Origin of the sequence: Bacillus sp. B25(2016b) (genome assembly GCF_001679765.1) — a bacterium.
Classification (GTDB): domain Bacteria; phylum Bacillota; class Bacilli; order Bacillales; family Bacillaceae_G; genus Bacillus_A; species Bacillus_A thuringiensis_K.
The window spans coordinates 2,193,172-2,202,191 of sequence record NZ_CP016285.1; the positions used below are offsets into that span (position 1 = coordinate 2,193,172).

Consider the following 9,020-nt stretch of genomic DNA (forward strand, 5'->3'; position numbering starts at 1 on the left):
GCTTAAATAAGGAGGGATATGAATTATTCAGTGGTAATTTCATAGGAAAAGGAGATTATGTATGAAATCATTTCGTAAGTTATTACAGTATTTAAAACCATACATGTTCTTCGCTATTATTGGACCGCTATTTATGGTACTTGAGGTTGCGATGGACTTAATTCAACCGACTATTATGCAACATATCATTGATGTTGGGATTGCAAATCGGGATTTAAATTATGTAATAAAAATGGGGCTTCTTATGATAGGAGCAGCAGCACTCGGTTTAGTTGGAGGGCTTGGGTGTATGATGTATTCTACAAAAGCAGCTGTTAATTTCGCTACAGACATACGAAAAGATGTGTTTGCGACAATAGAAACATTTTCTAGTAATAATCGTGATTCATTTGGAACAGGTAAATTATTAACGATTGTGACGAATGATATCACTTCCATCCAATCGGCAATGACAATGACATTACGTGTTCTCGTTCGTGGTCCGCTGTTGTTTATTGGAAGTATAATTATTGTTTTTGTAACAGCGCGAGAGTTATTTCCAATATTACTTGTAGTTATTCCAATTTTATTACTTGCGATTATTTTAATTGCAAGCAAAGCAAGTGGTACATTTAAAAAGGTGCAAGAGGCATTAGACAAAGTCAATACAAAGTTACAAGAAAATTTATCTGGTGTGCGTGTTATAAAAGCGTATGTAAGACAAAAATATGAAATCGCTCAATTTGGAAATGTAAATACAAATTTAACGAAGATAAATATTCGAGCTGTGCAGCTTATTTCTTTAATGATGCCAATCATTATGCTAGTTGTAAGTGGCGGGATTGTCGCAACATTATGGATTGGTGGAGAAAAAGTATTCAATGGAACGCTTCAAGTAGGAGCGATTTTGGCATTTATTAATTACTTGAATATCATTTTAATGTCACTTATGTCGATTAGCATGGTATTTATTCAAATTGCGCGAGCTTTTCCATCTGCGGATCGTGTACAGCAAGTGTTAAATACAGAGGTTGATATTATAAGCGGAGCGAATGCGATCGAACCTGAGAAAATCGAGGGGAATATTCAATTTAAAAATGTTAGTTATAGCTATACGAAAAATAATGAATACGTTTTAAAAGATATTTCGTTTAGCATACAAAAAGGTGAAAAAGTAGGGATTATTGGATCGACTGGAAGTGGTAAATCTACCTTAGCGAAGCTGTTACCACGTCTATATGATGTTGATCAAGGTGAAATATGTATAGATGGAATAGATGTTAAAACATATGATTTGCAAAAACTCCGTGCTTCAATAGGGTTTGTACCTCAGAAGGCTTTGTTGTTCTCAGGTAGTATAGAAGAGAATTTACGTTATGGTAAAGAAGATGCAACACATGATGAGCTGGAAGTAGCAGCTGCATCAGCTTGTGCGACTGAGTTTATCAATAAGCTGGGAGAATCTTATCAATATAATTTAACACAAGGTGCGACAAATTTATCAGGTGGACAAAAACAACGTCTATCAATTGCAAGGGCACTTGTGAGAAAACCACCGATTCTCATATTAGATGATTCTACATCAGCAGTTGATGCGAAATCAGAGGCTACTATTCAAACAGCTTTAAAAACAAAATATAAAGGCACAACGACTTTATTAATTGCGTCCAAAATTTCTTCCATAATGGATGCGGATAAAATACTTGTATTAGATAATGGTGAATTAGTTGGCAATGGTACACATGAACAATTATTAGAACAAAGTGAGGTTTATCAGGAAATTTATCTTTCCCAAGGTGGTAATTTGCATAAAGAAGGTGGGGAAGAACATGCGTAATTTTCAAGGGCAATTTGCTAATAAAGGTGGACGAAACACGCCAAAGATGGGGAAAGCTAAAAATGCTCAAGGAACTGTAATGCGGATATGGAACTATATGGGCTATCAAAAAGCTGCTCTTATGTTTGTTATATTTCTAGTCGTTGTTACTACTTTACTTGGATTATTAGGTCCCTATTTTATGGGAGTCATTATAGATCAATATATTGTACCGAAAGATTTAAGTGGTACAGCAAGAATGTGTATGTTACTTATCGCGATTTACGGTGTAACTGTACTTTTAACATGGTTACAAACATTTGTCATGATTAACGTTGCATTAAAAACAATTCAAAAAATAAGACAAGATATTTTTGAGAAAATCCAAACGCTTTCTTTACGGTTCTTTGATGTGCGTTCTCAAGGTGATTTAATGAGCCGGGTGACAAATGATATAGATAATTTGAATCAAGCTTTGACACAAAGTGTTGTACAAATTATTTCATCAGCGTTAACTTTTATAGGTGTAACGATTGCGATGTTCGCTTTAAATTGGATTTTAGCAATTGTAACTTTAATTACAGTACCTATTATGTTTTACGTTACAAAAAAACTAGTTGCATATAGTGGTAAAAACTTTGCGAAGCGTCAAAAAGATTTAGGTGAATTAAATGGATTTATTGAGGAAGCAATTACAGGTGCGGATGTTACGACGTTGTACGGAAAAGAAAAAGAAACTGTACAAAATTTCAATAAAATTAATGAACAGCTAAGAGTTTCAGCTACGAAGGCTGATACATTTTCAGCTTTTATTTTTCCAAGTATGAACTTTATTAATAACTTAGGTATGGGGCTTGTCATTGGGACTGGATCAGTTATGGTCTTAAACGGAATGACAACAGTAGGTGTTATTGCAGCTTTTATTAATTATTCTCGTCAATTCTCAAGACCGTTAAGTCAATTTGCGACTTTAATGAATACAATTCAAGCGGCAGTTGCTGGTGGAGAACGTGTTTTTGAGATTATGGATGAGGTACCAGAAATTCAAAATAAAAAAGACGCATTTGTTGTACAAAATTTACAAGGGCATGTTGCACTTGAGAATGTTTCATTTGGCTATGCAGAGAATAAAACGATTTTAAAAGAAGTGAGTCTTAAAGCGCAGCCAGGAGAGACAATTGCTTTAGTTGGTCCGACTGGATCAGGGAAAACAACAATCATTAATTTGTTAACTCGCTTTTATGATATACAGCAAGGACAAATTCATATTGATGAAAAAGATATAAAAGATTATGATATTAATTCTTTACGAAGTAAAATAGGAGTAGTTTTACAGGATACGTATTTATTTGCTGGTTCGATTATGGATAATATCCGTTATGGACGCTTAGATGCTACTGATGAAGAAGTCATCACTGCGGCTAAGGCAGCATCTGCACATACTTTTATTAAGCATTTGCCAAATCAATATGAAACAGAAATTGCTTCAGAAGGATCGAATTTAAGTCAAGGACAGAAACAACTTCTTGCGATTGCACGAGCAATTTTAGCAGATGCAGATATATTAATTCTCGATGAAGCGACATCTAATATTGACACAAGAACAGAATTACAAATACAAGCAGGACTAAATAATTTAATGAGAGGTCGCACAAGTTTTGTGATCGCTCATCGACTTAAAACAATTGAAAAAGCAGATCAAATCCTTGTTATAAAGGATGGAAGAATTTTAGAAAGAGGGGATCACGAATCTCTTATGAAAGATAAAGGATTCTATTTTGATTTGTATACGAGTCAGTTTAAAATATAGTAAAAGCATTGATATGTTGCGGTTTCTCTTGAGAGGAGAAACCGCATTTTTTATATTTATAAATATTACTATTCAAATAGTTTTTCACTACATGTTTTAACAGTATCCTCCTGCATTCCAGGCAAAACATGTGAATAGCGATTTAATGTTATGAACATATGTTTATAACTGAAGTGTTCACTTACAGTCTTTGGATGTATACCTTGTTTCAAAAGTAGCGTAGCATGTGTATAACGTAAATCATAAAATCGAACCTTAAAAATTGGAATTTAAATAAAAAGAGCACTGTTAAAAGCGCTCTGAGACAAACCATATATTTAGAGAGGAATCAAGATAATATATGGATATTGTGTGAGAATGTTGTAGGTTTTAATTAAAAATAAAGCACACATATAAGTGTGCTTTTATGAACGCTTTAGATTTGTATGACTATATAGTCATACAATAAAATATGCTTGTTTGATATAAATGTGTGTAAAATCTATAAAAAGATATTGTGTATAAGGAACATATTAAATGTTAATTAGCCAAGTCTTTTGTTTTTATCCTGTTATTTGCCGGGCAGTAAGACCCCCACCTCAAAATTTAGTGGAAGCAAAGAAGTTAGGTGGGGGCTGGACTGCCCGTAAAAGCCCGATTGGTGAGGGCTCATTAAAGTTTCACTTTATTAACGAATTTGCGCAACTGTTAACGCTGCAGAACGAATATCTACTGTACCTATTACTTCAACGGGGACAATTTGAATTAAATCACCAGGGTTTAAGTTAATTAGAATGACACCACTTGATACATCGACTTCACCAGTTCCGATAATATTAGAACGGACTGCGGTTCCGGATCCTGCAATAACATTAGTCGATGAATTTAATGTCAAGAAAAAGCGTGCTGCTTCCGGGGCTACTGGAACGTTATCAAGGCTAATCGTTAATGTATAGCTAATTTGATAAATACCAGCTACCTGAATTTTAATACCAGTTCCAGTACTAATTGTATCATTGATTACAGGGACAGTAATGTTAGGATTTGGGCCTGTACTAGGTAATAGTAGTGGTGTAAATAATGTTGCAAATTGAGGTGAAGTAGCATTGAAGGCAAAACCTAGGGCAGGTAGTGTACTAGATGCTTGTGCTTCACAATTAAAATTAGCGAATTTACGAATGGATGAGCGCATATTTTCACTCCTTTCTTGTATTTAGATTTCGTGAGTATTAACTTCACATTTTGGACAAGCATAATACAATATATGAAAATTTATAGTAGATAGTGCATAAGCGTTACTATTACGGATAAAGCTATGAATAATAATAAATACTATATGGAAAAAGCAGTTAGCTAATTTAGCTAACTGCTTAGTAGGTTCTCCAAGAGCAAATAGACGAAAAATTATTGCGCTATATAAAAGATCACTATAGATAAGTGCTCTTTTTGAGAGTGAGTATAAATTTCTATCATTCTATCTAGTATATGCACTGTATTATGTAGTTGCTACTAAAATTGATATGAACTTTTAAAATTAGAGGTTTCTTTTAATGAAACCTCTAAAAAGACAACTAAAGTTACGTTATAGTAAATTCAATTGCGATAGGAGTGCCTCCATCTAGGACAGCTCCTCCTACAATAGTAGCAGCTGTAGTAGTTACACCAGTAATAGTATCACCTGTTTGAATAACACCATTAATATAAAGTGTTAAAAAGGCATATGAAGCAGGGAATGTTGTTACAGCACCAGTATCATCAGTGAAGTCTGTGTTAGCAAAAGTTAAATCTGCTCCAGCAGCAGTTCCTGTTGCTGCTGTACTTACAAATCGTCTTCCAGCTATAAAAGGTTTAACGATAGGCATTTATATTCACCCCTTTTTGAGAATTAACTCAGACAAGTTTTTTTGAAAGTTTTGTCCTGTATCGTATATTATGCTGTGCTTCTACTAAGAGATACGGCTTGTATACTAGTAAATAAATATAATTATTATGCGTTTTACAAGTTAGATTCTTATAAGTAATTAAGTGATTAAGGTTGGATTTTGTATATGGTACGTTCAGGTTAAAAAAGAGCTCTTTTAGAAAGAGCTCTTCATCAAATTATTATCTTAGTGTTGGAGGGAAACTGGCGGCCTCAGTGACAGATGGTAGAAGTAATTTACGTGGTATTGTAATAAATTCAAGCGCAATTTGCTTTGGATAAAAAAATATTTGAGTTAAATCTAGAGCATGTATTAATAGTATCATGAAGCTTGTAAGAATTATAAAACTACCCCAAAAGAAACCTTTTGAAGTATTGCGAAAATCTTTTATTAAAGAAAAGAATGAAAAAATGCGGTAACAATGAGAATTAAAAATTTATACTTATCAGACATTGTGATCCTCCTAAAGAACAGTAATTTATATTATAACGTATTTTTTTTCTATAATTATAAAAAGATTTTCAAATGCCTATGTTGTAGACTTATTGTTTTCATTTTGCATACAATCGTATAATATTAAATTGAATAATATTGAAGAGCTTTATTAAGCTAGCGTCACAAAACAAAATTAATATTATAAAGTGAGAAACATTCTAGTTTATTTCGTAGTCCCAATCCATAAATTAGAACTACGAAATGGATTATTAATAAAAACATTTTAAGATTATTATAATAATGATGTGGTGTATACAGAAAAGAGGATGAAAAAAAGCATCCAGAATGAGTTGATAGCTAGTGGATAACAATTGAAATAGCACTGAAAACTAATAAAACAGCCATAATGATGTTAAATAATTGATTATGTTTTAATAAAAGTTTTTGAAACATGGAACCAAAAAGGCTCCAACTAAATGTACTCAGTAAACCGACTATACCTAGAAATAATGAGAAAAGTAGAAAACTTGAATATGAATTGTAGTAAGGGAGTATAAAAGTAGAGACTACTGTGAGTCCGAATAATATTCCTTTAGGGTTAAAAAATTGAAGGAAAATACCCACTGTAAATAAGTTTTTATTATTTTTTTCATTGTGATCTGCACCGCCTTTACTAGTGATTATTTTAAAGGCTAAATATAGCATATACGTGACACCTAAAATTTTTAAAGGAAATTCAATTATAGGGACAATATTAATTAATACAATATTAAAGAAACTACATAAAGAAGTGAGGATGAAAAAACCGAATGCTACTCCAAAGCAAAAGTTTATGCTTCTCTTTAATCCATGTTGATTTGCGTATGTCATAGCTAAGAAATTGTTAGGACCAGGTGTGAAGCTACTTATAAATACAAATAACAAAAAAGAAAATATAGGCATTTCAACCTCCTTATTTTTTGTGTGTTATAATGACCAAAAAGAACAATATAACGTTTTTTATTATACATAACGGTCGTTATATTGTATACAGTGTAGGAGTGTTTTTTATGGAAGAAATTCAACTTATTCTGGCAAAAAATTTAAAATCAATACGTGAAAAAGAAAAATTAAGTTTAGAAAAGGTCTCTCAATTAACAGGTGTAAGTAAAACAATGATTGGACAAATAGAAAGAGGAGATTCAAGCCCGACAATAACGACAATATGGAAAATTGCTAATGGTTTGAAAGTATCCTTTACCTCTTTAATCAATAATCCAAAGCCTGATACGAAAGTAGTTTTACGAAATGATGTTCAAGTATTGTCTGAAGACAATGGGAAATATAAGGTGTATCCCTCATTTCCTTTCCAAGATGATAGGAACTTTGAAATCTATATGGTTGAAATTGATACAGAAGGGAAATTAAGTTCAGAAGCGCATAAAGAAGGAACAGAGGAGTTTATAACAGTATTTGAAGGGGAATTGACAATTGACATAAATGATTGTCAATATACGTTAAATAATGGGGACTCAATTCGCTTTAAGGCGGATAGACCGCATACTTATACTAACTCAGGAAGAACATTAACTCGGTTAAGTATGACTATTTATTATCCAGCTTTATAAGCTGGCAATAATATGAAGAGTAAAAGTGTATTGTTAAAACCATCTATAAGAGATGGTTTTATTTTTTTGAATATAAAAAAAGACACTCAATTGAGTGTCAATATAGTATTGCTCTCGCGTATAGGATTGGAGATGTTCCTCAAATACATATTGAGATGGTCTGTAAAAAAGAAACAATCTTCATCTTTAATGTAACATCGACATGGGGGAAGTGTAAATTGATAATATATATACGGAAAATTTAGTATAGATGTTTTCTACTATGGATATAGTACAATTTACTTTTATTACGTAATCACTATCGTAATATTTACCAATTGAGTATTTAGGTTGTTTATTATAAAAAGAATGAATCATTTTTTAATCAATTCGTATAATTGTAAGAGAGGCACCTGTTGATCCACCTCCAACTAAATTCACGACAGATAATATACCAAATAATTGTAGTGAAATTGTATTACCAGCATTTAAATTAGTAATTAAATTATTACTATAATTTGAAGTTGATAAAGCGGGAGAAAAAATAGAGCCAGGAATTGGCGTAGAAGCGTTTAATAGTAGTCTAGTTCCAGCAAGTAGAGCGGTTGTCGTATTAACTTGATAGGTTAAATGATATCTTCCAGTTACAGGAATTGTAAATACGTCATTTGAAGCGTTAACTGTAAAATTACCAAGACTTTGGTTATTTGAAAGTGGAATGTTTGTTCCTCCTAATATGACTGAAACAGGACCACCTGATGTATTATTAGCGAACATAGAGTTGGTTGTAACGATAGACCCAGTACTGCCGGTAGGCCCAGTAGACCCCGTAGACCCAGTAGATCCAGTACTGCCTGTAGGCCCAGTACTCCCAGTAGACCCAGTACTGCCGGTAGGCCCAGTACTCCCAGTAGACCCAGTACTGCCGGTAGATCCAGTATTCCCGGTAGGCCCCGTAGGTCCAGTAAGCCTGTAAGGGAAAATAATGTCAAGAGCCATTGATATTAATTCCTTTTTTCTAATTTCATTATTATCTTGAATATAAATCACCTCAACTTTTTAAATAAGAATGTTATAGATTTAGTACTTTTTAAATAGAATGATTAATTTATTATATTAATTAAAGCGGTTATAGCAACGGTAAAATGTTTAATATATGTAATAATTCTTTGGGAAGAAAAAAGAGAATAGTTATAAATTTTTTCTTTAATGATAGGGTCATAATGATGTGTATGAATTAAAAAACATGTGGAATGAGGTATTAAATTGAAACGCAATGACAATTTATCATTGAATAAGGGGATGATAGGACCAGAAAATATTGGACCTACCTTTCCGATTCTTCCACCAATTTATATTCCAACCGGAGAAACAGGACCGACTGGACCAACAGGGATAACAGGCCCAACCGGAATAACAGGAGCAACCGGAGAAACGGGGCGGACCGGAATAACAGGCCCAACCGGAGAAACGGGGCCGACCGGAATAACAGG

8 protein-coding genes and 1 pseudogene are annotated in these 9,020 nt (G+C 33.1%); 4 read left to right on the forward strand and 5 right to left on the reverse strand.

All coding sequences use genetic code 11. The features are described 5' to 3' along the window. The first annotated feature begins 61 nt into the window (after window positions 1-61). Window positions 62-1,816 (forward strand): ABC transporter ATP-binding protein, encoded by a 1,755-nt coding sequence (locus BAQ53_RS11300; RefSeq protein WP_000834795.1) that lies wholly within the window; start codon window positions 62-64, stop codon window positions 1,814-1,816. Beyond that, entirely contained in the window at window positions 1,809-3,605 is a 1,797-nt protein-coding gene (locus BAQ53_RS11305) for an ABC transporter ATP-binding protein (RefSeq protein ID WP_001243553.1), read from the forward strand. The genes BAQ53_RS11300 and BAQ53_RS11305 overlap by 8 nt, the downstream gene beginning before the upstream one ends. A gap of 667 nt (window positions 3,606-4,272) precedes the next feature. Here BAQ53_RS11305 and exsF read toward each other — a convergent pair. The 4 genes and pseudogenes from exsF to BAQ53_RS11325 all read right to left on the reverse strand — a co-directional run bounded on the left by exsF (window position 4,273) and on the right by BAQ53_RS11325 (window position 6,883). Next, entirely contained in the window at window positions 4,273-4,776 is a 504-nt protein-coding gene (gene exsF / locus BAQ53_RS11310) for an exosporium protein ExsF (RefSeq protein ID WP_001257879.1), read from the reverse strand. A gap of 385 nt (window positions 4,777-5,161) precedes the next feature. Then, window positions 5,162-5,446, reverse strand: a complete 285-nt coding sequence (locus tag BAQ53_RS11315) for a DUF4183 domain-containing protein (protein ID WP_001123247.1) — start codon at window positions 5,444-5,446, stop codon at window positions 5,162-5,164. A 241-nt stretch (window positions 5,447-5,687) separates the two neighbouring features. Further along, window positions 5,688-5,959, reverse strand: a pseudogene (locus BAQ53_RS11320) (hypothetical protein). 339 nt (window positions 5,960-6,298) lie between these two features. Beyond that, the gene (locus BAQ53_RS11325; protein ID WP_001121277.1) at window positions 6,299-6,883 is read right to left on the reverse strand and encodes a LysE family translocator; all 585 of its coding nucleotides are present in this window, start codon (window positions 6,881-6,883) and stop codon (window positions 6,299-6,301) included. Window positions 6,884-6,912: 29 nt separating this feature from the next. On the opposite strand from BAQ53_RS11325, the gene BAQ53_RS11330 reads away from it, so the two are divergent. Beyond that, on the forward strand, window positions 6,913-7,548 hold the full coding sequence (locus BAQ53_RS11330) for a helix-turn-helix domain-containing protein (RefSeq protein WP_003301221.1): 636 nt from the start codon (window positions 6,913-6,915) through the stop codon (window positions 7,546-7,548). Between the two features lie 360 nt (window positions 7,549-7,908). Here the strand turns inward: BAQ53_RS11330 and BAQ53_RS11335 are convergent, their stop codons facing one another. Next, on the reverse strand, window positions 7,909-8,577 hold the full coding sequence (locus BAQ53_RS11335) for a BclA C-terminal domain-containing protein (RefSeq protein WP_208906857.1): 669 nt from the start codon (window positions 8,575-8,577) through the stop codon (window positions 7,909-7,911). Between the two features lie 216 nt (window positions 8,578-8,793). Here BAQ53_RS11335 and BAQ53_RS11340 point away from each other — a divergent pair. Beyond that, window positions 8,794-9,020: exosporium leader peptide-containing protein (locus BAQ53_RS11340; protein ID WP_208906947.1), on the forward strand; the 227-nt coding region annotated here is incomplete at its 3' end.

Bases quoted from the DNA above. Each gene is read 5' to 3' on its own strand.
- BAQ53_RS11325 (WP_001121277.1), bottom strand. From the start codon at position 6,883: ATGCCTATATTTTCTTTTTTGTTATTTGTATTTATAAGTAGCTTCACA.
- BAQ53_RS11300 (WP_000834795.1), top strand. From the start codon at position 62: ATGAAATCATTTCGTAAGTTATTACAGTATTTAAAACCATACATGTTC.
- BAQ53_RS11315 (WP_001123247.1), bottom strand. From the start codon at position 5,446: ATGCCTATCGTTAAACCTTTTATAGCTGGAAGACGATTTGTAAGTACA.
- BAQ53_RS11330 (WP_003301221.1), top strand. From the start codon at position 6,913: ATGACCAAAAAGAACAATATAACGTTTTTTATTATACATAACGGTCGT.
- BAQ53_RS11305 (WP_001243553.1), top strand. From the start codon at position 1,809: ATGCGTAATTTTCAAGGGCAATTTGCTAATAAAGGTGGACGAAACACG.
- exsF (WP_001257879.1), bottom strand. From the start codon at position 4,776: ATGCGCTCATCCATTCGTAAATTCGCTAATTTTAATTGTGAAGCACAA.